At 61.8% G+C, this 23949-nt stretch carries 17 protein-coding genes and 5 pseudogenes; 16 read left to right on the top strand and 6 right to left on the bottom strand.

The window, feature by feature from the left end:
• Positions 1–64: 64 nt before the first annotated feature.
• Entirely contained in the window at positions 65–1087 is a 1023-nt protein-coding gene (locus DH10_RS22995) for a LacI family DNA-binding transcriptional regulator (protein WP_192385379.1), read from the bottom strand.
• 174 nt (positions 1088–1261) lie between these two features.
• On the opposite strand from DH10_RS22995, the gene DH10_RS22990 reads away from it, so the two are divergent.
• The 13 genes and pseudogenes from DH10_RS22990 to DH10_RS37155 form a co-directional block, all read left to right on the top strand.
• Complete coding sequence (locus DH10_RS22990; RefSeq protein ID WP_192385378.1) at positions 1262–2479, top strand: CaiB/BaiF CoA transferase family protein; 1218 nt, start codon at positions 1262–1264, stop codon at positions 2477–2479.
• Complete coding sequence (locus DH10_RS22985; protein ID WP_246811621.1) at positions 2476–3303, top strand: 3-ketoacyl-ACP reductase; 828 nt, start codon at positions 2476–2478, stop codon at positions 3301–3303. Before DH10_RS22990 ends, DH10_RS22985 begins: the two co-directional genes overlap by 4 nt.
• A 43-nt stretch (positions 3304–3346) precedes the next feature.
• Entirely contained in the window at positions 3347–4840 is a 1494-nt protein-coding gene (locus DH10_RS22980) for a sugar ABC transporter ATP-binding protein (RefSeq protein ID WP_192385377.1), read from the top strand.
• Between the two features lie 14 nt (positions 4841–4854).
• Entirely contained in the window at positions 4855–6330 is a 1476-nt protein-coding gene (locus DH10_RS22975; RefSeq protein ID WP_246811620.1) for an aldehyde dehydrogenase family protein, read from the top strand.
• Positions 6327–7172, top strand: a complete 846-nt coding sequence (locus DH10_RS22970) for a Cof-type HAD-IIB family hydrolase (RefSeq protein WP_192385375.1) — start codon at positions 6327–6329, stop codon at positions 7170–7172. Before DH10_RS22975 ends, DH10_RS22970 begins: the two co-directional genes overlap by 4 nt.
• A 1-nt stretch (position 7173) precedes the next feature.
• Entirely contained in the window at positions 7174–8160 is a 987-nt protein-coding gene (locus DH10_RS22965; protein ID WP_246811619.1) for an ABC transporter permease, read from the top strand.
• Positions 8161–8245: 85 nt separating this feature from the next.
• Entirely contained in the window at positions 8246–9193 is a 948-nt protein-coding gene (locus DH10_RS22960; protein ID WP_192385373.1) for a substrate-binding domain-containing protein, read from the top strand.
• A gap of 62 nt (positions 9194–9255) precedes the next feature.
• Positions 9256–10212: a dihydrodipicolinate synthase family protein gene (locus tag DH10_RS22955; RefSeq protein ID WP_246811618.1), complete on the top strand. Its 957-nt coding sequence runs from the start codon at positions 9256–9258 to the stop codon at positions 10210–10212.
• Positions 10213–10215: 3 nt separating this feature from the next.
• Complete coding sequence (locus tag DH10_RS37160; RefSeq protein ID WP_246811617.1) at positions 10216–10728, top strand: enoyl-CoA hydratase-related protein; 513 nt, start codon at positions 10216–10218, stop codon at positions 10726–10728.
• Between the two features lie 19 nt (positions 10729–10747).
• Positions 10748–11134, top strand: a pseudogene (locus DH10_RS22945) (enoyl-CoA hydratase-related protein); the annotation flags it as partial.
• 38 nt (positions 11135–11172) lie between these two features.
• Positions 11173–12786 carry a GMC family oxidoreductase gene (locus DH10_RS22940; RefSeq protein WP_192385371.1) on the top strand — a complete coding sequence of 538 codons (1614 nt, stop codon included), beginning with the start codon at positions 11173–11175 and terminating at the stop codon, positions 12784–12786.
• A 13-nt stretch (positions 12787–12799) separates the two neighbouring features.
• Positions 12800–13084: a muconolactone Delta-isomerase family protein gene (locus DH10_RS22935; RefSeq protein ID WP_192385370.1), complete on the top strand. Its 285-nt coding sequence runs from the start codon at positions 12800–12802 to the stop codon at positions 13082–13084.
• A 220-nt stretch (positions 13085–13304) separates the two neighbouring features.
• A pseudogene (locus tag DH10_RS37155) lies at positions 13305–13408 on the top strand (transposase); the annotation flags it as partial.
• Between the two features lie 378 nt (positions 13409–13786).
• On the opposite strand, the gene DH10_RS22930 reads toward DH10_RS37155, so the two are convergent.
• On the bottom strand, positions 13787–14296 hold the full coding sequence (locus DH10_RS22930) for an O-antigen ligase family protein (RefSeq protein WP_192385381.1): 510 nt from the start codon (positions 14294–14296) through the stop codon (positions 13787–13789).
• A 1676-nt stretch (positions 14297–15972) separates the two neighbouring features.
• A pseudogene (locus tag DH10_RS22925) lies at positions 15973–16257 on the bottom strand (leucine zipper domain-containing protein); the annotation flags it as partial.
• A gap of 349 nt (positions 16258–16606) precedes the next feature.
• On the opposite strand from DH10_RS22925, the gene DH10_RS22920 reads away from it, so the two are divergent.
• The 3 genes and pseudogenes from DH10_RS22920 to DH10_RS22915 form a co-directional block, all read left to right on the top strand.
• On the top strand, positions 16607–18634 hold the full coding sequence (locus DH10_RS22920) for an AI-2E family transporter (protein ID WP_192385369.1): 2028 nt from the start codon (positions 16607–16609) through the stop codon (positions 18632–18634).
• 135 nt (positions 18635–18769) lie between these two features.
• A pseudogene (locus DH10_RS38265) lies at positions 18770–19135 on the top strand (bacterial transcriptional activator domain-containing protein); the annotation flags it as partial.
• A gap of 99 nt (positions 19136–19234) precedes the next feature.
• Positions 19235–20425: pseudogene (locus DH10_RS22915) on the top strand (BTAD domain-containing putative transcriptional regulator); the annotation flags it as partial.
• A gap of 268 nt (positions 20426–20693) precedes the next feature.
• Here the strand turns inward: DH10_RS22915 and DH10_RS22910 are convergent.
• The 3 genes from DH10_RS22910 to DH10_RS22900 all read right to left on the bottom strand — a co-directional run bounded on the left by DH10_RS22910 (position 20694) and on the right by DH10_RS22900 (position 23037).
• Positions 20694–20969, bottom strand: coding sequence for a GFA family protein (locus DH10_RS22910; RefSeq protein ID WP_210327838.1), 276 nt, complete (start codon positions 20967–20969; stop codon positions 20694–20696).
• Positions 20966–22222, bottom strand: coding sequence for a flavin-containing monooxygenase (locus tag DH10_RS22905; RefSeq protein WP_192385367.1), 1257 nt, complete (start codon positions 22220–22222; stop codon positions 20966–20968). The genes DH10_RS22910 and DH10_RS22905 overlap by 4 nt, the downstream gene beginning before the upstream one ends.
• Positions 22223–22569: 347 nt before the next feature.
• Positions 22570–23037: a hypothetical protein gene (locus tag DH10_RS22900; RefSeq protein WP_192385366.1), complete on the bottom strand. Its 468-nt coding sequence runs from the start codon at positions 23035–23037 to the stop codon at positions 22570–22572.
• Between the last annotated feature and the right edge of the window lie 912 nt (positions 23038–23949).

Here is a 23949-nt window from a genome sequence, read left to right as displayed (position 1 = left end):
CCCCGGTTACGCGGTTCGCCAAAGTCGATTCAAGTCACCGTGGCATCCTAGGATGTCGAAGTGCCTAACGCCTCACCGGAGCCGTGCTTTCCCTGACGATCAACCTGATCGCCAACTCGCGTTGCCTCAAATGCAGCCGCTGCGACGGGGATGCCAGGATGTAGTCGGCAGCAATTCGGCCCATGTCGCGTGCCGGCACTTCCAACGTGGTCAATTCAGGTGACGTGAGCTCAGCAATTTCGAGATTGTCGAAGCCAACGATCGAGACCTCCCCGGGGACGGCGATCCGAGCTGCGTGGCAGTGTTTGATGGCGCCGGCTGCCAGTATGTCGCTGCCGCAAAACACCGCGGTGGGCCTTCGGTCTTCTTCCATCAGTCGCAGCATGCATCTCCGGCCGTCATCCAGCCTGTAGGCTCCTTCGACAACCGGAACCCTCGTATGGTCGATGCCTGATCGTTCGAGTTCATTCAGGAAGCCGTCACGCCGGCCGGCCGCACGATCATTGTCCCGTGTGATGCCCGCGATCATCCCGAATTGGGAGTGGCCGAGGTCGAGCAGGTAGCGAGCCGCCGTGCGCCCGGCCTTCTCGTTGTCGAAGCCTACCGATGCGCCCGACTCCATCGCTTTCGATGTGTAGGTATAGACATACTCGATACGCTTCTGTTCAAGCATCGCCAGAGTGGTGGGCAAGTGCGTTGATCCGACGAGGACCACCGACTCGACGCCGCGCTCGACCAGCAGGCGAGCCTGTTCATACTCGAGATCGATGTCGTAGCCAGAAGTATTGATGATCAGCGAAACGTCCTTTTCAGAAAGCCGGGCCTGAAGCCCGTCAACCATGGTGGCATAGATCGCGTGGTCCAAAGTCGGAATGATGGCGCCGACCAATCGTGTTCGCGTGGATCGCAGCGCCCTTGCGGAGCCATTGGGTACGTAGCCAAGTTCCCGGGCGGCTCGCACCACGCGATCCCGGACGGCCTTATTGACGTTTGGATTGCCATTCAGGACGCGTGAAACAGTGGCCGGCGAGCAGTTCGCAAGCCGGGCCACGTCAATCAGTTTGGCGCCACCGTCTTCGAGATCCATTGAGTATGGCCATTGCCAATTTTGAGAAACCGTTTTCTAGATCGCACAATTTCTTTCAGGTCGCCACATATCTTTTTCAGCAAGAAGTCCAGAAATTAGGGTTGACAGCGATAAGAAAAGTTGTGAAAACGATTTCACAAAAGCGCAGCCATAGCGCGACGTAAGGGAAGAGACATGCTCAGCGGGATCAAGGTCGTCAGCTTTTGCCATTTCCTGCAGGGTCCAGCAGGCGCCCAGTATCTGGCTGACATGGGTGCTGATGTTATCAAGGTCGAGCCGATAGATGGTGCTCATGAGCGGCGGTGGTCGGGCGCCGACGTGTATGTGGAGGGCGTCAGTGGCTTCTACCTATGCGCCAACCGTAACAAACGGTCTATCGGTGTTGATCTGAAAAGTCCCGAGGGCAAGGAAGTAGCGCGCCGGCTGATCGCCGAGGCCGACGTGGTCATGGAGAATTTCCGGCCGGGCGTGTTCGCCAAGCTGGGCTTCGATGACGAAGCGCTTCGGGCAATCAATCCCACACTGATCTTCGCCTCGGCCAGCGGTTTCGGCGCCACCGGACCAATGGCGCTGAAGCCTGGCCAGGACCTTCTGGCACAGGCGCGGTCAGGCCTCATGAGCGTCACCGGCACCCCCGATCGGGGCCCGACGCCGGTTGGGGCGGCGGTCGTTGACCAGCATGGCGGCGCGCTGCTGGCGATGGGCATCCTGGGCGCGCTGGTGCGCCGGCTTCGCAACGGCAAAGGCACGCGCGTCGAAGCCAGCCTGATCAACTCGGCGATCGATTTGCAGGGGGAGCCTCTTGTCAACTACTTCGCGGGCGGGATGAGCCGCGAAGTCCTGAAGCGCGAGAAGAACCTTGCCACCTGGTTTCACGCTGCGCCTTATGGCGTCTATCCCGCCACTGACGGCCATGTCGTGATCTCGCTCTGCGACTCCTCGGTTCTGGCCGAGGCGCTCGACAGCGACGGTCTGCGCGAAGTCGCAAACGTTGACCGGTATGCGGATAGGGATGAATACGCTCGCCGGCTGGCCCGGGCCACGGCGATCTTTTCTGTGGCGGAACTCGCCGACCGTTTCGATCGCCATGGCATCTGGTGGGCGCCGATCAACTACTATGACGACCTGCTGGCTGATCCGCAGCTGAGCCACGCGCAGGTGTTCCGCCAGGTCACTGTTCGCGGCCGCACCATTTATCTGGTCAATCATCCCAACCGCTATGACGGCGAGGTGCCGGCACTGCGTTGCCTGGCGCTCGAGATTGGCGAGCATACCCGCGAGATCCTGCACGAGCTCGGTTATGCCGAAGACGAGGTCCAGAGCCTGTTGGCCTCGAAGGCAGTGGTCGCCGCGAGCGGTATCGGCACTGCCGTGGGAAGGAAGGCGTCATGATGCTGAGCCAGGCTGCTCCAGCGGTCGGGGGCGCAACGGGACGGCAGCCTTCCAGCGGCCGCGGTCTTGCGGTTGTTACGGGCGGCCGACGCGGCATTGGCCGCGCCATCTGTTGCGAGCTTGCACGGGTGGGCTTCGACATAGCAATCGTCGATATCGTCGACGACGAGAATGCCAGCGAGACAGTCGATCTTGTCAGCAGGCTCGGGCGCAACAGCGCTTTCTATCGCAGGGACATCTCCGATACATCGGGCAACGCGGCCTTTGTCGAAGGCCTCGAACGCGACCTGGGTGAGATCACGTGCCTGGTCAACAATGCCGGCGTGCAGGTGAGCGTGCGCGGTGACCTTCTGGATGTCACCGAGGAAAGCTTCGACCGGCTGATCGGCGTCAACCTGCGCGGCACATTTTTCCTCACCCAGGCAGTCGCCCGCGCGATGCTTTCAAGGTCGCAAACCGCGTCGGAGCGATCCGTCGTGACGATCACCTCCGCCAATGCCGGCCTCGTCTCACCGGAAAAAGGTCCGTACTGCATATCGAAGGCCGCGCTCTCGATGGCCTCGCAGCAGTTTGCGATCCGACTGGCGGACGCCGGCATCCGTGTCCACGAGATTCGCCCCGGCCTCATTCGGACCGACATGACCGCCGACGTCTACGAGAAGTATTCATCGCAGGTTGAGGCGGGCCAGCTGTCGGCGATCCGACGGTGGGGCCAGCCGGAGGATATCGCTCGCGCCGTGGCGACCTTGGCTGCAGGCGGCCTGCCATTCAGCACGGGAGACATCTACCACATCGGCGGTGGCATGCAGATCCACCGCTTGTGAGCTTTTTTGAGCAAGACGTGAAAACGATTTCTTGAGGCCCAGGATGAAAGACCCAGTTCTCGAGATGCGCGGCATCCACAAACGCTTTCCAGGCGTGTATGCGCTGAATGACGTCAGCTTTGTGGTGCGCAAGGGCAGCGTGCACGGCGTGATCGGCGAAAACGGCGCTGGCAAGTCAACGTTGATGCGTGTTCTTTCCGGCGCCTTCCTTGCCAACGAGGGTGAGGTCATCGTCGACGGAACTGTCGTGCCAACGCCGACGCCCGACCGGATGCTCGAACTTGGCATTGCGGTCATCTACCAGGAGCTCGCGCAGGCGCCACATCTGACGGTTGCCGAGAATATCTTTCTTGGCCGATTGCCGAAGACCGGGCTCGGTACCGTCGACTGGCGCAAGGCCAAAGCCGCGGCTCACGAAGTGTTGGACAGATTGGGTTTCCGGGTTGATCCGGCCGCCCGGATCGACGCGATAAGCGTAGCCCAGCGCCAAATGGTAGAGATCGCCAAGGCGATCGCACGCGAAGCGCGCATCGTGGTGCTCGACGAGCCGTCCGCCGTCCTGGGCGACGCCGAGTTGGAACACATGTTCATGACGATCCGGCGGCTCAGCGCCGAACAGGGCGTGTCCTTCATCTACATCACGCATCGTCTCAAGGAGCTCTACGAGATCTGCGACGATGTCACCGTGCTGCGCGATGGCCAGGTTGTCGCGTCCATGCCGCTGGCGCAGACGACAACCGCCGACCTCATCCGCCACATGGTTGGACGGGAGCTCAAGGACGTGTTCCCGCCCCGTCCGAAACCGGGCCAGGAGGTGCGCCTTGAAGTGCGCAACATCTCGCGAGCCGGCGTTTTGAAGGATATTTCTTTCGATGTCAGGCAAGGTGAGATCGTCGGCATCTGCGGTCTGGCCGGGGCCGGTCGGACGGAGGTGCTGCGCGCAATCGCTGGCGCCGACGCGATCGACAGCGGCGAGATTAGGATCGACGGCAAGGCGATCGCGGTCGATGGGCCACGTGCGGCGCTCGCCCACGGGATCGGCTTACTGCCGGAAGATCGCAAGACCGAGGGTCTTTTCCTAGAACAGTCGGTTGCCTTCAACGTCACCGTTTCCGAACTGGCAGCGATCGTCCAGGGCGGCCTGATCAGCCGCAGGCGCGAACAGGAGCAGGTTTCCCGCTTCATTCAGCAGATGCGCATCAAGACGCCGAGCGCCGATGCCAAGGTGCGCACACTCTCGGGCGGCAACCAGCAGAAGTGCGGCATAGCCCGGCAGTTGCATGCAGGAACCAAGATCCTTCTGGTGGATGAGCCGACGCGCGGTGTCGACGTGGCCGCCAAGCGCGAGATCTACGACCTGCTTGTCGAGCTGACCTCCAAGCGTGGTGCGGCCGTCGTGATGGTCTCGTCCGAGCTTCCGGAAATTCTAGGCCTTTGCAACCGCATCGTCGTGATGCGGGAAGGCACCGTCACGGCGGTCCTGGAGGGGGAAGACGCGACCGAGGAAACCATCATGGCCCACGCGGTCTGGCAGTAAGGAGCGAGATGGGCATGCGCAGCTACCAACAGTTCATCGGTGGGCGGTTCGTTGCTGGTTCGGGCACAGGATCAATTGAACGCAGAGCGCCAGCAAGTGGCGAGCGGGTCGCCACCTATGCCGACGGCTCGCCAACGGATGTGGATCTCGCGGTCGAGTCAGCACGCATCGCGTTCGAGGAGGGGCCCTGGCCGCGCATGAGCGGCATGGAGCGGGCCGAAGTGCTCAACCGGCTTGCCGAACTCATCCGTGCCAATCGTGAACGGTTGCTGGGGATAGAGGTCGAAGAGGTTGGCAAGCCGATAAGGTTTGCTCGCGGCGACATCGACGGCGCGATCGGTCTGACACGCTACGCCGCCTCCCTTGCCATGCAGATGGCGGGTCTGTCCTACACCAACATCGGCGAGGGCAAGACAGCGCTGGTCACGCGCGAGCCGGTGGGGGTCGTGGCGCTGGTTACGCCGTGGAACTTCCCCGCCCTTATACTGTCCCAGAAGGTGCCGTTCGCGCTCGCCGCCGGCTGCACGGTCGTGCTGAAGCCGTCCGAATTCACATCCGGCTCGGCCTTCGAGATCGCGGCATTGGCGAGCGAGGCAGGGCTGCCTGCCGGCGCCTTTAGCGTCGTCAGCGGCTATGGCGCGACGGTGGGCGATCACCTGACAGCGCATCCTGGCATCGACTTCGTTTCCTTCACCGGATCGACCCGCACCGGCAGCCAGGTCGTCGCCAACACATCGCGCCACCTGGTCAAGTCCTCAGTCGAGCTTGGCGGCAAGTCGGCCAACATCGTCTTTGCCGATGCCGACCTCGATGCCGCCATTGACGGCGCGCTGATGGGTGTCTTCTTCAACAACGGCGAATGCTGCGTGTCAGGCTCGCGGCTGTTGGTTCAATCGTCCATCGCTGATCAGTTCATCGCCAAAGTGGTCGCACGGGCGGGCGCGATGAAGGTCGGCGACCCGTTCGACGAAGACACCGACATCGGAGCGCTGATCGATGACAATCATCTGGAAAAGGTGGCGGGATTCGTCAGGGGTGGGATCGAGGATGGCGCGGAGCTTGTTCTAGGCGGCAACATTGCGGGAGGAATGGCCGGACACTTCCACGAGGCAACCATCTTTGATCGCGTCGAACCGCGCATGGCGATCTTCCGCCAAGAGATCTTCGGTCCCGTACTCAGCATCACCCGGTTCAACACCACAGACGACGCGGTGCGACTGGCCAATGATACCGCCTATGGCCTGTCGAACTACATCTGGTCGAAGAACATCGACACTGTCCTCACAGTGGCCAAACGCCTCAAGAGCGGCTGGGTTCAGGCCAATACGATTATCGATGGTGCGCCGCAGCTTCCGCTCACCGGCGTCAAGGGATCCGGTTTCGGTTACGAAATGGGACAGGCCGGCTTCGAGGAATTCACACAGCTCAAGACGCTTCTAATCCAGACCGGATCTCGTGCCCCGGTGTTCCCGATCCGAGGCGATCAATGACCACCCCGCGCCTCATCGTCTCCGACGTCGACCGAACCTTGCTCACCCACGACTATGTGCTGCCGCAGCGGGTCGCCGATGCCGTACGCGCGGCTAAGGCCAAAGGAACCGTCGTCGTTCTGGCGACCGCCCGTTCTCCGCTCGGCGTGAAGCCATTTGCGGACCGGCTAGGTATCGCCGATCTCGTCATCGCGTTTAACGGCGGCTGGATCGGCAATGTTGCAACCGGGTCCACAATCTCGCAGCAGCGGATTTCGCGCGCCGATGCCCTGTACGCCATGGCGTCCGCGCAAGCGGCTGGCGCACGGCCCATGTGGTTCGCCGACGATGCTGTATTTGCGCTGACCGACGACCCGCTCGTCGCACGCGAAGCCACAGTGACGAGAGAACCCCTATTCGTAGCCGAAACGCTTGAAGCGCTTCCGGGCGAACCCGGCAAGATCATGTGCGTTGCCGGCCGGGCGTCCGACCGGGAAGCCTTCGCGTTGCTCCGCGAAACGCTTGGCAAACAGCTGTCCGTGTCGGGATCGCATCCGCGCCTGCTCGAGATCGGGCCGCTGGGGGTATCGAAGAAGACTGCAATAAGCCTCGTCACAGCGCGGCTTGGCTTTGCGCCTGATGAATGCGCAGCCGCCGGCGACGCGGAAAACGACCTCGAAATGTTGGCCTGGGCGGGAACCGCGATGACCGTCGCAAATGCGCTGCCGCATGTCATGCAGCTTGCGCATTTCATCGGACCGTCCTGCGACGAGGGCGGCCTGGCCGATGCCATAGCCTGGCTAATGCGGAGCCGGCAGCCGAGATCCACTGCCGCGCAATCAATGGGAGGAAGGGATGGTTGAGATGACGACGAGACAAGCATTGGCCGTGCTTCAGCCGGGGTCCATGGGACGCCTACGCGGTTGGGCGCAGAGCCTCGGGCTGCTCTGGGTTCTGATCGTGCTGTGTGCCTTCGCCATATACCTGTCGCCCAGCTTCGTTCACATGGGCAACGTGCTGAACGTCGGTCGTCAGGTCGCTCTGTTCGGCATCGTCAGCGTCGGCATGACCTTCGTTATCCTGACACGCGGCATCGACCTTTCGGTCGGCTCGATTGTCGGTGTCGTGGCCGTCTCGACGGCGCTGATGATTTCAAACGGCGTTTCGATACCGCTGGCCATGATCGCCGCGCTTGCTATCGGTGCCTTGTTTGGCGCGGTGAATGGTGCGGGCGTCGTTTTTTTCGGCATGCCGCCCTTCATCATGACCTTGGGCACGTTGGTCATGGGGCGGGGCATAGCCATGACGATCGCCAATGGGGAACCGAAGGCGCTTGGCGATGCTGCGGATGCCTTCGCTTATCTGGGCAGCGGATTTCTGCTCGGCATCCCGGTTCCGATCTGGCTTTTCGCCGCCATCGCCGCTGTAGCCTTCGTCGTCCTTCGCCATACGCCATTCGGGCGCCAGGTCTATGCCGTCGGTTCGAACACCGAGGCCGCGCGGCTGGCAGGGATAAGCGTGCCCCGAACCCTGATGTCGGTCTACGTGATTTCTGGCCTGCTATCGGCGCTGACCGCCCTGGTTTTCGTGTCTCGGCTGACCGTTGGCGAGCCGACCGCGGGAACGAACCTGGAGCTTGAAGCAATCTCGATCGTCGTTATCGGCGGGACCAGCCTGTTCGGTGGCGAGGGCGGCGTGATCGGCACGGTTATCGGCGCCGCGATCATCGCTGTAATGGCTAACATTCTTAACTTGCTCGGAATTTCGCCCTTCACGCAACAGATCGTCAAGGGCGCCATCATCATAGCTGCGGTGATGTTCGAGGTCTACCGCCATCGCGTGCGGTCCTGACATCCAGGCGTGTCCGGTCCTGCCGCAGCAGGCCGGTTGGGGCGGCTGGAAAGCTAAACTGAAGTCCAAAGGAGGAGTTTTGAAAATGACCACTCGCAGACATTTCCTACGCACGACCGCGCTGGCCGCCACGCTGGTGGCAGGCGGCATGCTGACCGGCGCCGCCTTCGCCGAGGAGAAGATCAAGATCGGCTTTAGCCAGGGCACCATGAATCACCCGTGGCGTGTGGCCATGGTGGAGGGCAACAAGAAATATGCTGCCGAGCATTATCCGGACGTCGATCTCATCGTCACCGACGGCAACAACGACGCATCCAAGCAGGTGGCCGATGTCGAAAACCTGATCGCGCAAGGCATCAAGGTGCTGATGATCTCGCCGCTGACCGAGCAGGCACTGACGCCCGTGGTCAAGGAGGCCATGGATGCCGGCATCAAGGTCGTCACGCTCGATCGCAAGGTCAATACGCCTGTGACGGTGCATGTCGGCGGCGAGAATCTGCCACTCGGCGTCGGTGCCGGCGAGTTCCTCGCCAAGAAACTGAATGGCAAGGGCGCCATTATCGAGTTGCAGGGCACAGCAGGGGCTTCAGCCACCATAGACCGCAACAAGGGCTTCGCCGAAGCGATCGCGAAATATCCGGACATGAAGGTCGTCGCCTCGCAGAACTGCGACTACACACGCGACAAGGCGGTCAAGTTCATGGAGGATATGGTTCAGCGCTTCGGCCCGGGCCAGATTCAGGCAGTGTACGCGCACAATGACGAGATGGCGCTCGGCGCCATCCAGGTCCTCGAGACTGCCGGGCGGCTTAACGAAGTGGCGGTTGTCGGCATCGATGGCCAGGAAACCGCGTTTGACGCCGTCAAGCAGGGTAAGCTCGCGGCGACCTTCGTCTACCCGTTCGTGGCGCCGGAGGGAATCGAGACCGCCTATAAGGTCGCCAAGGGCGAGCAGGTTCCACCGACCATCACGCTGCCTACAGTTTCCGTCACTGCGGACAATATCGCGCAGATGATCGGAAAGGGCTTCTGAAGCCACGATCAACTGGGACGCCGCAACCGCGGCGTCCCGCAGATTTTGAAGGGAATCCGATGATGAGCGAGAAAAAGCTGTTTGTTGCCCAAGGCGTCATTCCAGCCTGCCTGATGCCGTTCAGCGCTGATCTGGCTGTCGACGAGGCCGCCTATCGCCAGCATCTTGGCGATGTCAGTTCCGTAGAGGGTATCTCGGGCATCACCATCAACGGACATGCTGCCGAAGTACACGCGCTCACTATCGAGGAACAGTTCCGGGCGATCGTCGTGACCAAGGATGTCCTGCAAGACAGGATCCCGACAATCGTCGGCGTCTACACCAATTCGAGCCTGGAGGCCGCCCGCATCGCTGCCTATGCAGAGCGTGAGGGCGCCGACGCGCTCCTGGTGTTCCCGCCCGACTTCATGACGCTTGGCGGGCACCTGAGGCCCGAGATGATCTACGAGCATCTGCGGCGCATCACGGACTCGTCGCGTTTGCCGGTCATCCTGTTCCAATATCCGCTCGCCTCCAATCTCGCCTATCCGTTAGCAACGTTGCTGGAATTGTGCCGCCGCTTCCCGTCCATCGTAGCGATCAAGGACCAATGTGGTGACGGCAACCTGCATGAACGTCAGATACGGGAACTCAAGGCGCTCGATCGGCCCGTGAACACGCTGACCACTCACAGCGCCTGGCTGCTTGGGTCTCTGGCTCTCGGTTGTGACGGGCTTCTGTCAGGGGCCGGAAGCGTCATCGCCGATCTACAGGTCGCGCTGTTCCGCGCCGTGCAGGCGAATGACCTGAAGACCGCCAGGGCAATCAACGATCGCATTTATCCGACAGTCAGGGCTTTCTATGACGCGCCGCTTCTCGATATGCACAATCGCATGAAGGAGGCGCTTGTGATCCTCGGCCGATTGGACGAAGCCCATGTCAGGCCGCCACTGATGAAGCCTGGTGTTGCCGAAATCGAAAAGATCCGCGGGTTGCTGGCCGAGGCTGGCCTCAGTGCGGGGTACAGAAAGGTCGCCTGATCGATGACCGAATCCCTTGTGCGGACCGAGGAGCCGTCTCCCGGCATTCGCCTGCTGACGCTCAATCGGCCCGAAAAGCTCAATGCGCTGTCAAAGGCGTTGCTCGGCGAGCTGCGCGACCTGCTTGCGGTCTATGATGCTGATGCCAGTGTTGGCTGCGTGGTTCTGACCGGAGCGGGACGTGCCTTTGCTGCGGGAGCGGACATCTCCGATATGCTGGAGCGCGGTGTTGCCTCCTACAGCGATCCGGAGCGGCTGGCTTGCTGGCGCGCGATCGAGGGCTTTTCCAAGCCGATCATCGCCGCCGTCAACGGCTATGCTCTGGGAGGCGGGCTCGAACTCGCGCTGATGTGCGACATCATTCTCGCCTCTGAGAGTGCGAGATTTGCCACGGCGGCTGGCTTGCTGGCGCGCGATCGAGGGCTTTTCCAAGCCGATCATCGCCGCCGTCAACGGCTATGCTCTGGGAGGCGGGCTCGAACTCGCGCTGATGTGCGACATCATTCTCGCCTCTGAGAGTGCGAGATTTGCCACGCCAGAAATCAAGATAGGCTCGTTTCCGGGTGATGGTGGCACGCAGCGCCTGCCACGTCTGGTCGGCAAATCCTTCGCCATGCAGATGGTGCTGACCGGGGAGATGGTCGACGCGGCGCTCGCGGAACGCAAAGGGCTGGTCAGCGAAGTGGTTGCGCCTGACAGGCTGCTGGCCAGGGCCCTGGAAATCGCTGGCGCGATCGCCGCCAAGTCGGTTGCCATCACCCCCTATGCCAAGAGGGCGGTGTTGGCCGCGTTCGAGACCGATCTGAAATCCGGACTGGAGATCGAGCATCGGCTGACGGTCGAGGCATTCGCCGAGGAGGACCGCGTCGAGGGCCTGCGAGCCTTCGCCGAAAAACGATCTCCTGTGTTCAAGGGCAAGTAGGCCCTCGCGATCTGGCGCGAAGTAGGGTGGAGAGATCTATGTGGGACTATATCATCGTCGGCGCCGGTTCGGCGGGCTGCGTGCTGGCCAATCGCTTGTCGGAAGATCCCGAGGTCAAGGTGCTGCTGGTGGAGGCCGGCAGTCGCGATTGGAATCCGATGATCCATATTCCCGGCGGCATCGGCAAGTTGTTCGGCCCCGGCGTCAACTGGCGTTTTCATACCGTCCCTCAGGCGAATCTCGACAACCGCTCCATCTGGTACCCGCAGGGGAAGACGCTCGGTGGGTCGAGTTCGATCAACGCCATGATCTATATCCGCTGTCAGAAGGAGGACTACGACAATTGGGCGGCTCTCGGCAACGAAGGGTGGGCTTATGAGGACATCCTGCCCTATTTTCGGAAGTCCGAGGACAATGACAGGCTGGTCAACCGCTACCACGGCCAAGGCGGACCGCTATGCGTCTCCGATCAGGTAGGCCCGCACCTGCTGACACGGGCCTTCGTGCGCGCGGTGCAACAGTATGGCCTGCCGTACAATCCGGATTTCAATGGCGACACCATGTATGGCGCCGGTTTCTATCAGGTCACGTGCCGAGATGGTCGCCGCCGTTCGTCAGCCGTCTCCTATCTGCATCCGGTCAGCAATCGCACCAACCTCACGGTGAGGACGCATGCCCGCGTCACCCGGGTGGTGGTCGAGAACGGCCGCGCGGTTGGCGTTGAACTGGCGGAAGGGCGATCGCGGCAGGTTCTGCGGGCCGATCGTGAAGTGATCGTGTCGGCTGGTGCGATCAACTCGCCGCGCCTGTTGCTGCTGTCCGGCATCGGACCTGCCGATGAGTTGAAAGCGCTTGGGGTTGCTCCCGTGAGCGATCTTCGGGGCGTCGGCCGAAATCTGCAGGATCATCTATGCACTAACGTCCATCTGACCCTGAAGGACCCGATCAGCTATGACGGTCAGGACCGCTATCCCAAGGCTTTGCTGCACGGCATCCGTTGGTTGCTGTATCGCAACGGCCCTGCCGCTTCGGTTATCGTTGAAGGCGGTGGTTTCTTCCAAACCGAGGGTGCGACACGGCCCGACCTGCAGATCCACATCGCGCCGGCAATGGTGGTGCGCGGCGGTCAAACGCGACTTGATGGACATGGCTTCACCATCAACTCGACGTTCCTGCGGCCGCGCAGCATAGGCTCGGTCAAGCTTCGCTCTTCCAACTTCGCGGACGAGCCGCTGGTGGATCCGAATTATCTTTCGGATCCATACGATCGTGCCATGGCGCTGAAGTCGGTCCGCATCATTCGCGAAGTCCTGGCGCAGAGTGAGATCGCCAGGTTCATCAAGGTCGAGCGGTTGCCTGGGCCGGCCGCTAGGACCGACGAGGAGATCATGTCCTATATCAGGCAGTATGCCTGCTGCGATTACCACCCTGTAGGCACCTGCAAGATGGGCGTCGACGAGATGTCGGTCGTCGATCCGGAATTGCGGGTCCGCGGAATAGAGGGATTGCGGGTGATCGATTCCTCGATCATGCCGGTCCTTATCAGCGGCAACACGAATGGACCGACGATGATGATCGGGGAAAAGGGCGCGGATCTCGTAAAGGGCATCCGATCTGGCCGGATGCATGCCGCAATGGCGGCGGTCGCCTGACCAAGGCCCCTCCGTGCAATTCCTCGTCCTGTCTCGCCGCCGGACTGACCAATTCAGCGATGACGACTTCGAACAACTGGTGCCCAGCGAGGGCGCCCAGGCCCGCCATCTCTACAACATCGGCTTCACAAGGCAGATCTGGCATCGCGGCGACATCCCCGGCGCTTGCCAGATTGTCGAGGCAAAAGACGTGAGCGAAGTTCACGAGAAGCTGGCGACGCTCCCGCTGGCGAAGGCGGGGATGCTCGATTTCGACGTCGTCCCGCTGAAGCCTTATGCGGGCTTCAGCAAGCCGTGATGGTAGCCGACATTCCGCTGAAGGCCCGATTTCGGTCATTCAAGAGGAGGGGGTCCTGGCGACCTGCGGCTACATCGTCGATATCTCGACGCCAGTAATTAGTCTTGTTCATCGTCATTTGGTTCGCTAGACCATACGAGAGAATACGAAGGAAATGGGTTGGCGAACCATCCGCTAACGTATTGATTTCCTGTAGAAAACGATGACCCTCAGCGACTAGGCCTTCCTGCGTCACCTGGCTCCCGTCCGGATAAGCGCTGGGTTGTTTACGCCAAGGCGGCGTTCGCTGGGCCGGAGGCGGTCCTCGCCTATCTGTCGCGCTATGCCCGTTTGGCCACACGACCGCGCTACGCCGGCGCGGGTCAACGGAAACGCATGTGCGCTTCGCTGTGGCGCCAGTCTCCCGGTACCCGAACCCCGCCGTCGTCATCGCGACAGGCACCCCGACCTGGCCGGAAAGCTACTTCCTCGACGCCCTGACAGCACCGCGCGCGGACGGTCGCGACAGGCGCTGGCACATCTCGAAACACAAATCTCCATAGCTCACCGCCTGCTGCCCGCGGGTTCCTGCATGAGAGACTTTCGTACGCCTGACGGCACCCGAAACCCTTAGCATGTCGGAAATCGCGACCAGCTTCAGCGTTCGCCGAAAGCGGACATTTGACCGTTACATCGGCTACCTTCGTTGGCACGTCAATCAGTTCAGCGGATCGGTGAAATCGTTCGTCCGCAAGCCAGGTATGTTCCCGAAATCAGAAACACCATCAGCGTCGAATCGAGAATGTCGTGGCCAACAAGGATGCCAGCCAGGCCGCCAACAAGGTATGTTATGACGGTGATGACAATCATCGTTGCCCCGAACCGCTCCGACTGATCGGCGCTGAAGCGAAGAACCCTCGTCGCATTCCATATCGCGACAACGAAGATCGAAGCCAATGCAAGCGCGCCCACCAGTCCAGCCTGCACTAACGCTGTCAGAAAGCCGTTGTGAAAGTGGTTGAACCCTTGGCTCAGCCCAAAGTGGTCCTTGAACCCCTGCGTTGAAAGCGTCCGGCTGGCGGACATGCCGTGGCCGAAAAATGGCGCTTGGCGAAAGGCAACGAGTCCGACGTCCCAAAGCCCAACCCGCAACCCAGAGGCTCCGGCGCGCGCCCCGGCGGGAGGTACGTTCGCGCTGGAGCCTTTTGGTGAATGATACGGAGCGAAGGATATGGATGATCGTCACAACAGTGTTTTGGAAGCTCGGTGGCTTCTTGCTGTGCCCGCCTCGCTTATCCTTACCGTTCTGTTCGCCGGGTTCTGGCTTACTTGAAGCAGTCGAAAGTGGCCGGCCCAGTTGTAACGGCATTTGACTGCTAGTCGATTCGCCTGATTCGTCCCTTGTCGAGCCGAAATACCCCGTTCTGACCGCCTTACCTCTCAAAGTCGGTTTGTAGTTCATCTCAGGTGCCAAGGTACGCTCCACAATCGTCGCAAGAAATCGGCGTGTCTGGACCGGCGTCAGCAGGAATTCTCAACCTGATGGTGAGGCAGTATGGGCATTCCCAGCTGATCGTCGAGATATTTCGGAGCTATCTGGCCGTTCACCGTCTGCCCTGACATCCATTCCACAAAGTGAGGATCGACGGTCTCAAAGCCGGTGAAATCGCGGATCATCTGCGCGGCGAAGTCGCGCCATTGGCTTTCGGGATTTTTCTCTTCGATGGTCGTTCGGCGAAAGGCACTTCGCGAACGTCATGGCGAAGACCAGCCAAACCGATAGCGCATGCAGCAGGCCACAGGCGCCAGGAAGCGCGGACACTTCGGCGGTGTAAGGCAGCAGCCGGCAACGTGCGCTTGGCAAGGCTATCAACGGCGCGGGAACAAAAATTTGCCTTCGTCGTTAAAAACGCCGGCCGGATGCGTGTTCCCAAAATCCTGTCCGGCAGTGTCAAAGGCCCGCTGCTAAGGCGCTGGCAGCGGGCTGCTCACCGGTCGCCGCGCAGTGGCGGACTAACCTGCAACCCTGCTACGCCTAGAAAGTGCCCGCCATAGATGGACTTCATCTGCTAGTGCTACCGGCAGCGCGACATGGTCGGGATGGCGGCAAGCCTTCTAATGTGGCCGGTCTCGCCGTCCTAGCACGATACCTTAGAGCGCCTACTCCCCGGCTTCGTCCTTATGGATGCGTAACCAACATATTAGCAAATGCGTATATTTCTCGTCAGCCGGTGCTCTCGCCCCCGAGAGATTCCCGCCGGTTAGGCCCGGCGTTCGCTAGCCTACCCAGCCTGCCGGGCCGCTCCCGTGTCAGGGACAGGGCGTCCAAATCCGTTTGTCTGGCGTTAATGCATGGTTCGTAAACTGAGGGTTCCGATCATCTCGGCCGGCAGCCCGGCACTGATGGCAAAATATCAGTTTGATCAGATCCCAGTGCATCGCCCCGTGATCAGGGCCTAAGCGCTTAACCATCTCGGCTACGTTCAGGACCGCGTTGCGCTTGCAGGTGAGGCAGTAGACCGACATGCCCGTGCCGGCCTCGAGCTTTTGCCAGTGTCTTCCACGAACGGAAATTTCATTGTCATGGCGATCTCCGGTGAATGAGGTCGCCGCACCGGAGAGGATTATATTCCTTATCCCGAAGACGCTGGCAACTACTAAATATGAAGCCCGCTGCCAAAGAGCCGGGTGCAGCGACCTCATTTGCAGCCGGAAAGAAGGGGACACGCAATCCGGCTGGCACCCCTAACGGGAGGCGCGAATTTTTGCTCGCATATATTAGCATTCTCTTGATTTAAGCCCTCGCTCAGCGCTGCGGAGATGTGCTTGCCGCCCTGCGCACTATGGCCCGTCAGCTCAAAGGCGGATCTTGTCGAATTAGGGGAAGAACCAGTGGATTGACCCTCAAAACCGCTATCGATGAATATGCCCGTCAGCCGCCGGCGACGCAACGCCGCGATCTCGTCGGCAACCGTTGCCGGGGTCTGTGCCGGGCTCCTCTTCGGTCGCGACGAGCGATCCGCCCATGACGGCAGGTCCTTCCGACAGGAAACGCTCGACCCAGCGCGCCACGATCTTCGCCGTCACGCCATAGGTCCGCGCCGCAGCGGCTTTGGAAAGACGCCCTTCAACAACCGCGCGGGCCATCTCCTCTCGACGCAACGGCGTCAAAGGGCATTCTTGTGGATGTTCATTCGGCCCTCCGGGGAATCACTGAAGCTTTGACAACCTCAGCTTTCCCGGCCCGGGCCGAATGGACAACCTCCTGAAAGCTCACATCTAGGCCAGCGTCGTGGCATACCTGCTTTTGAGATGCGGGGCGATGATGCGCGGAGGTCCCGCAGGATCGCAACCATCCGATGTTCAAGCAGCTACACCGCGTGTTCACGTTGGACAGCACGGCTTTGTAGTGCGCCATTGCGGGGTCAATGGTCCTTTCTCAAATCGCGCTATTGGCCCGGCAAGCACGCTCGCAACCATCCACCGGCCCGCGCGTTGCACGCCAGCGAAACATCGCCAATCATGGCAGGGTGGAGGCATTAAGTGGCGGTCATTCGTCGGAACGGTGCGCGGGCGCCCGAACCTGGGCTAGCCAGCCTGCTTGCCGCCTCGCGGGGCCACCCGCGCACGGCGCTGCCGACAGTCGCCACCGTCGTCGCGACGGTCGCCGCGCTCTATTTCGGCCGCGAGGTGTTCCTACCGATCGCCGTCGCGCTGCTTTTGACCTTCGCCATCGCCCCGGTCGTGTCAGCGCTGAAGCGGGCCGGCATTCCGCGCCTTCCCGCCGTCATCGCCAGTGTGCTCGGCGCGTTTGCCGCGCTCGCGCTGTTTTCGTTCGTCGTCGTCACGCAGGTCAGCGACCTCGCGCAGAACATTCCCGTCTACCAGATCAACATCGTCACCAAGATCCGCGCCTTGAAGGAAAATGGCCTCGGCGGCGGCATCATCTCGCGCTTAAGCGGCGTGATCGAGCGCGTCGGCCAGGAGATCGACCGCCAGGAGCCTCAATTGCCGTCGGCGGCCGAGGCGCCGAAGCGCGACCCGGTCCCGGTCGAGATCATCGCGCATGAAAAGCCGCTCGAGTTGCTGCAGAACCTGATCGCGCCGCTGGTCAGCCCGCTGACCTCAACCGGCTTGGTCATCGTCGTCGTCATCTTCATGCTGATGGAGCGAGAGGACCTGCGCGACCGCTTTATCCGCCTCGTCGGCTATGGCGACCTGCACCGAACCACGCAGGCGCTGCAGGATGCCGGCAAGCGGGTCGGCCAGTATCTTTTGATGCAGCTGGTGGTCAACATCGTCTACGCCATACCGATCACCATCGGCCTGTGGGCGCTGGGCATTCCCAATGCGCTGCTTTGGGGCATGCTGGCGCTGGCGCTGCGTTTCGTCCCCTATATCGGCCCGATCATCGGCGCGCTGCTGCCGCTTTTCCTGGCGTTGGCTGTTGCACCCGGTTGGTCGCTGCTTTTGTGGACCGCGGGCCTCTTCATCGTGATGGAGCTTGTTACCGGCAATGTCATCGAGCCTTGGCTTTATGGCTCCCACACCGGCCTTTCGCCGCTTGCCATCATCGTGGCGGCGATCTTCTGGACCTGGGTCTGGGGCCCGATCGGCCTGGTGCTGTCGACGCCGCTCACCGTCTGCTTGGTCGTTCTCGGCCGGCATGTGCCGCAGTTCGAGTTCCTCGACGTGCTGTTCGGCAACGAGCCGGTGCTGGAGCCGCATGCCCGGCTCTACCAGCGGCTGCTCGCCGGCGACCCGGAGGAGGCGACCGATAATGCCGAGGAGATGCTAGAGGAGAAGTACCTGTTCGAGCTCTACGACCAGGTGGCCATCCCCGCGCTGCTGCTCGCCGAGCAGGATCGCATGCGCGGCGTCATGGATAACGAGCAGCGCAAGCAGGTGGCGGAGAGCGCGCTGGCGCTCGTCGCCAATCTCGACGACAGCGCCCAGGAGGAAGCAGAGGCGGAGGAGGCCGAGCAGGCGGCCACGCCGGGCGAGGAGAAGCCTCCGGAGGGCAAGGTGGGCGAAGGCAAGGCGGCTGAGGGCAAGGCGCGCGACGAGGCCGAGGAGGTCGACCTGCCGGATGGCTCCGGCTTTTCCGTGCTTTGCGCCGGCGGGCGCGGCGAACTCGACGATGCCGCCGCGACGATGCTGGCGCAGGTGCTGGAAGTGCAGGGCGCCGAGACGTCGAGAGCGAGCTTCACCGACCTGGAGCCCTCGGGCATCCGCCGCCTCGAGCTGGACACCGTCGACGCGGCTGTCATCGGCTTCCTCAACCGCCAGTCCACCAAGCACGCGCGCTTCATGGTGCGACGGCTGAAGCGCCACAAGCCGAAGCTCAGGGTCGGCATCGTGTTCTGGTCGGAGATCGGCAATCGCGATACCGAGGCCGCGGCGGAACTGGCGGGCGACCTCAACGCCGATTTCGTCGCCTACGGCATGGTCGACGCGGCGACGGGCGCCCTGTCGAACGAGCCGCCGGTGGCGCTCAAGCTCGCGCCCCAGCGCCGACCGCGCCGGCGGCGTCCGGCCAGCAAGAAGGAGCTGCAGGCGGCCGCGGGGTGAAGGACGGGGGCGGATCGCCTTGCTCCGCCAGAATAAGCGAATTGCAGAGGGGATACCCACCACCTAGCCTGCGACGGATTCTCTGTTCGAGAATGACTTCGGGGAGCATCGAAGAATTGTCGAAACCGAAACGCTTCGCAACGCGCAAGTCGGCGCTTCTTTTTGCCGCTCTGGTCCTGGCGGGTCGCCGCGGCCATTCCCGACGGCCTGGATGAATGGTTCGGCCCGTATCAGGCAAGATACCGGCAGAAGGCGCAGCAGCTGGTGGAGCGCCTGAGTCTTTCGCTGCCCGAATCCGGATCCGCCGTTGAAGCGGCTTGCGAAAGGCTGACGGAAAGGCTGCTTGCCTCGGATCCGACCGCGGAGCAGGCGCATCGGGCATTGATGCGGATATACGCTGGCAGGGGCCACGAAAACGCGGCCTTGCGTCAGTTCGAGACCTGCCGCGCGCTGCTGAAGAAGCATCTGGGCGTGGAACCCGAGGCACAGACGCTGTCACTGGCGGCGTCGCTGCAGACGCGGGGCGGAAATCGCCAGACCGCGTCGGCGCACGACACCGCCCAGCCGCCTCAGCCTATCGCCACGCCGGCGAGACCGCATGACCAGCCGTCGGTGGCGGTGATGCCTTTCGACAATCTCGGCGGGGCGGAGGACGAGTATTTTGCCGACGGCGTTGTCGAGGAGATCACCGCCGCGCTTTCCCGCATCCGGGACTTCTTCGTCATCGCGCGCCAGTCCGCCTTCACCTACAAGGGCCGCTTCGCTGACGTGCGCGAGGTCGGCCGGGAACTCAGCGTCAACTACGTCGTCGAAGGCACCGTTCGGCGGGACGGCAATCGGCTGCGCATTTCCGTGCAGCTGGTCGATGCCGAGACGCGGACGCAATTATGGTCCGAGCGCTACGAGGGTGCGACCGAGGACGTTTTCGAGTTCCAGGACAGGATCGCGGCGCAGGTGGCGGGCGCCATCCATCCGGCCATCCGCGGCGCCGAGATCGAGCTGGCCAGGCGCAAGCCGCCGACCAGCCTCAGGGCCTATGATTTCGTCATGCGCGCCTATCCGAACATTTGGGGCCGCCGCAAGGACACCAACGGCCTGGCAATAGAGCTGCTCAAGAAAGCGATCGCGGTCGATCCGGCCTATGGCCGCGCGCATGCGCTTCTGGCCTGGTGCCACGCCTCGAACGCCGTGTTTCTGTGGGCCGAGCAGCCGGAAAGCGAGCTGGAAAAGGCGGTCGCGGCGGTCGAGGCAGCCGGCTCAATCGGCGACGATCCAACCGCGTTGACCGCCGCCGGCGCGGCATTGAGCATGGGCGGTGACCAGGAGCGCGCCGCCACCTTCATCGAAAAGGCGCTCACGCTTGATCCGAACAATGCTTGGGCATGGGCACGCCATGGCTGGATCGCGATCTACAGAGGCGAAGCCGCCCTGGCCCCGGACCGGTTCCAGCGAGCGATGGCGCTGAGCCCAATGGATCCGTTCGCGTTCGCCGTGAGACTGGGAATGGGCTACGCCTTGGCCAAGACGGGCTCCCTTTCCCAGGCCGTCGCGATCGCCCGTGAGGTCATCGCCGCCCACCCCGACATCATCACGTCCTATCGCTATCTCGCCGCCTGGTCGGCGATGGGCGGCGACCTGGAGACCGCCCGCTGGGCTGCGCAAAAGCTCATGGCCGCCCAGCCGAGTTTCACGATCGAGCGATTCCGGTCGCTGCCTATCTTCCGGAACACGCCGGAATGGGCAGACCAAGTGGTCGAAGGCTTGAAGCTGGCGGGATTGCCCGAGCGCTGACTATCTTCGGCCCCATCCTTGGTTTCAACTTGGATGACATGATCGCCCCCTGCGCCCCTGGCTAGGATAGCCGGCCCACGATCATTGCCTGCCGTTTAATTCGCCACACCATCAGAATGTTTGACGCCCCAGATATTAGGAATCGCCAAAGGATTTGAGTAGGCGGTTTCCTACCGTCCCTTTCGTTGCCCGGAACAAGCAACTTGCGCCAACTCCTGACATTTGCCGTGGCGCAGCGAAGGTCGCAATCCGAGCCTCGCGGAGGTCTTCAATCCGGAAGCATATCGCCCGATCCGCCGAGTTCCTCAGGCAGGTCTTTCAGCTTGGGAAGGCCATCCTTCATTGGAAGAACCGTCTCCTGGTAATGGACGTGAACTGCCGGTTCGAACTTGAGCGACGGAATGAGCGGGGCGTACACGTCGACAAAGTTCCAGGCCGGCAGTTCGGAGAAAAGATGCCCTCCGCAGGCCGTGCACCAGCGGCGCAGACTTCTTTCGCTACGACTGTAGGTCGCGATGTTTTCGGCTCCCTTCAATATGGTCAAGGCGGACGGGGGCCAAAGAGATCCGTCCGAGCTAATATCTCGCTGACAAATCGACGTGCCTCATCTTCAACCGCCATGACGGTGCCTGACCGACGCGTGGACGCGAAGTCGAGCCCCGCGAAATAGATCCCGGGAACCGGGGCGATGCCATCTTCGTGGACCGGCTGGCGTCGCTCGTCGAGAATGCCGGGTACATCGATCCAACTGAAATCGCCCTCAAAGCCCGTGCACCAGACAATCGCTGAAATATTCCGCTCGACGAGGTTGAGCGACAGGATGGAGCGCTTGTCTAGGCGCGGAGCGATGGCCTCCGCCGCATCCTCAACAGGGGCAGGTGCGTCGAGACCGTTGCACTCGATAAATTCATCGATACGGTTTTTGAACTGCGCGGAAATCTCGTCGCCGAACCGAATATTTTCGATAAGGTCATCGGCGAAGACGAGACGGCCAGCATCTGCTCCGATAAATCGCCCCAGCAGCACGACGCCCTGGGCGCTGAGGGACTGCAGGCTTATCGTGTGCAGCGCGCCGAGCATCGGCCGGGCGGCAACGCGGCCGAACGGATCGACGAAATCCTTGCGAGGCACGTCAAACAATCCGGTCTTCACCATCCACACGACAATGTCGTGCCCGCGATAGCGTCTCGGCAGGCGGCCAATATGGCTTGTCGCAAGATAAGTCTCCCTTCCTGCAAGGATCAGATCCTCGGCGATCTGGCAGCCGGATTGTGCGCTGCCGACGACAAGGACGGCTCCGGCGGGAAGGGCGCCGGCATTGCGGTAGTCGGAGGCATCGAGTTGCACCGGGCCGTCCATCAACGCGGAGGCGGAAGCCGGTCGACGAGGGCGGTTCAGGCTGCCGCCGGCGACAACCACGTTTTTTGTCTGCCACGTCTGCTCCGGCGTCACAATGCGAAACAGCCCGTTGCTTGAATCCAGTTTCGTGACCGAGACGCCGGTACGAACCGGAAGTCGGTGACGCTGTGCGTAGTCTTCCAGAAGAGCAACGAACTCCGCCTGCGACATAAACCCTTCGGGTTCTGGGCCATCGTAACGATCGCCGGGCATTACGCTGTATATATTGGGGAGATTGAAGTGGAACGAGTCCCAACGTTGGGTCCGCCACGTTTCACCGATTCGCCTGCGTTCAAGGACGCAATGCTGCACACCGGATTGGGAAAGCATATAACTGACGCCGAGGCCGGCCCATCCAGCACCCACAACTACGGCATCCAGAACGCCCATTTCGTCCATGACCGCCCCCTTCTTCGTCGCTGAACGTTATCACAAAATGCGGGAAGCATGTTTGCGGACCAAGTATCGCGAACCGGTGCCGTTCGTATTCCGCGTCGCCTCATAGCGAAACAAGCGTCGACAGCGAGGGGCACTTGCAAAAGACAGATTTGACCCAAAGTGGTCGTGTCGCCTCGCAGCTTTCACGCTGGCAAATAACCATGCAGCGTCCTTGAGGGATGTCGGCTTTCTTCAACGCTTCGCCGAAACCGGACGGGCTGCAATCTGTGCTCTTAGCGGCCTTTCCGCGCATTGAACATGGCGCGCCGTTTAATTAGCCACACCATCAGCAAGCGCGGGCCACCGAGTCACGCAGCCTCCCGTATGCGCAAGCGCATCGGGCGTATCCGAGACCGCGCGGAATCGGTACTCGCCGATCGGAATGATGAAGCCGACGTCGCCGTGAAGGCCTGTGCCGCACCAGGCTCGTAGGGCCAGGACGTAATCTCCGCGTCCGTGATGCTCCATTGACGCTTGTGCGTGTAGCCCTCGAAGTCGATGCCCAACGATTTGTGGACCGTGCTGTCGGCGCCGTCGGCTCCGAGGACGATCTCGAAATCACGCTTTTCTTCTCCGCCGCTCCTGTTGCACTCGGGATGGAAAGCAATGAACGACGCATTGTTCACCCGCCCCCCTGCCGGATTCATACCTGACTCGCCACGCCGGCGCGGGTCAACGGGAAGGTATGCGCGCCTCGCTATGGCGCCGGTCGTCAGGCAGGTGAAGTCCGTCGGTATCACCGCAAGAAGCTCTCCGACCTGGCCCAGAAGCCGCATGCTCGACCAGCCACCAGCGCCCCATGCGGACGTCCGCGACAGACGCTGGCACACCCCGAAACACAAATCCCCATAGCTCACCGCGCACGGACCGCGGGTTCCTGCATGAGAGGCTTTCGTACGCCTGACGGCACCCGAAACCCTTCAGCATCTCGGTCGTAGAGATCAGACTTGCTGCGGCCCGAAAGCGAACATCGTCTGCGACAACTGGAGGTCATGGTTGCGCCGTCTCAGGATCTTCGGCACCGCAATCCTACCTGCCGGCATCGCGAGCAGACATTCAGCTGAAGCTCAAAAGCGGGCGGCGGCGAACGGAACTGGTTGTTGCTGAGTGTTTCATCGCTACATGCATTCCGGTCCGCAGAGGGGCGTTCCGCTCCTGGTGAAGCCGCTCTAGGCCACGCCAACGATCGCCCGGTGACGCGCGCCGGCTGGCCAGAATGGATAGCCGCCGGGGTAACGTCCGGCCTGCGGATCAGTCTCTCGGGACGAATGAGCACGCGAGCTCCCGAAACGGCGTGGAGTCGCGGAGTCGAGAAATTGGCGCTGGACGTAGCGAATGCCGCGTATAACCAGGGAACTCGGGGGTCTCGGGGCGATCGGAGATAGGTTACCTGGACCACCAAGCCAGACTGAACGAACACGTCTCGCGATGACAGCTCTTCACACCTTCCAGACGGTGTTCCAGGAGTCGGGTAGGTCCGCGTCGTGTCAAATCCGAGCTCCGAAGCCGTCGGTATGCTCTTTGCCCCATCCCAGCCATTAATAATGCTCGCCGGAACCGCGGAACGGTGAGCCAGGGCTATTGACGTCGAAAACGGCTATGTTCGCCTTTGTGCTTCGAAAGTCGCATTCAAAGGCGGTGCGGAACCGGCTGAAGGTCAACTAGGGTCAGGACCCATTAATTTGTTG

The organism is Mesorhizobium silamurunense, from assembly GCF_014843825.1.
In the GTDB taxonomy this organism is placed as follows: domain Bacteria; phylum Pseudomonadota; class Alphaproteobacteria; order Rhizobiales; family Rhizobiaceae; genus Mesorhizobium; species Mesorhizobium silamurunense.
The sequence above is the reverse complement of the archived record's forward strand: the minus strand, read 5'-3'. Positions and strand labels throughout refer to the sequence as shown.